A 1,255-nucleotide genomic window follows, 5' to 3' on the forward strand; every position below is an offset into this window, starting at 1 on the left:
GTGGCCGGAATGGGCGTTCACCCAGCCGCTGCCCGTATGGCCCTGCGCCGAATTGGGGTTGAGGAGCAGGGACCGTTCGATCGTGTCCAGCGCCGTCTCGTAATCCTTGGCGCTGTAGGCGATCACCTGCGCGGCGAAACGCAAGCTTGTCGGGTCGTCTCGCGCGTCCGCCAGCACCTCGCGGGCCATGCGCACGGCGACGCGGATATCGTCGGGCTCGTGCCAGCACTGACTCACCGACAGGCTGCGGATATAGGCACCGAGTGCCTTCGCCAGGGTGAAGTCTGGGTCGATGCTGAGCGCCTCGTTGGTGAGCCGGCGCACGTCGGCGAAGCCTTCGCGCGTCATGCTGTAGAAGCGCGGCAGCGCACGAAGGTAGAGGTCGTAGGCACCGATGTAGTCGGTCGGCTTCATGCGCGCCTGCTTGATCTCCTGCAGCCGGATGCTCGGTTCGACAGCGCCGACGACGCTCTCGGTCACCTTGTCCTGCAGGTCGAAGATGTCGCTCACGTCGCCCTCGAAGCGGTCGGCCCAGACATGGTGTCCGCTGATCGCGTCCACCAACTGCCCACTGATGCGCACCCGCGATCCTGCTCTGCGGATGCTGCCTTCGAGCACGTAGCGGACGCCCAGCTCGCGCCCGACCTGGCGCAGGTCCACCGCCCGGCCCTTGTAGGTGAAGGACGAGTTGCGGGCGATCACGAAGAAGGAGTTCACCCGGCTCAATCCCGTGATGATGTCCTCCACCAGCCCGTCGGCGAAGTATTCCTGGTCGGGATCGCCGCTCATGTTGGTAAAAGGCAGAACCGCGATCGAGGGTTTCGCGGGCAGCGGAGGCGATGCAGCCACCGAGGCGCCGGCGTCGGTCTCGACGCGGTAGGCGCGCACAGGCCGCTCGATGTTCTTGAGGCGCAGGTTGCCGAGCGACGTGAAGCCGCAGTCGAGCTTGCCCTGAAGGTGGTCGTAGGCGGTGCCTGAGACGACCACGGTGCCGGGGTCGGCGATGCTGTCGAGGCGGGCTGCGATGTTGACCCCGTCGCCGTAGAGGTCGCCGTCCTCCTCGCAGACCACGTCGCCGAGATTGACGCCGATGCGGAAGCGAATCCGCTCTTCCTCGGGCATCTGCGCCTCGTGTTCTGCCAGGGCCTGCTGGATCGCCATCGCCGAGGCCACCGCGTTGACGACGCTCGCGAACTCACACAGCATGCCGTCGCCGGTGAGCTTGACGATCCGACCCCGGTGCTCGGAGACCAGC

At 66.5% G+C, this 1,255-nt stretch carries 1 protein-coding gene; it reads right to left on the bottom strand.

Going from position 1 to position 1,255, the window contains the following annotated elements; all coding sequences use genetic code 11:
• On the bottom strand, positions 1 to 1,255 hold a 1,255-nt coding region (locus tag NKH49_RS34685; RefSeq protein ID WP_352930191.1), incomplete at both ends, for an adenylate/guanylate cyclase domain-containing protein.

The organism is Mesorhizobium sp. M1088 (assembly GCF_040318575.1).
In the GTDB taxonomy this organism is placed as follows: domain Bacteria; phylum Pseudomonadota; class Alphaproteobacteria; order Rhizobiales; family Rhizobiaceae; genus Mesorhizobium.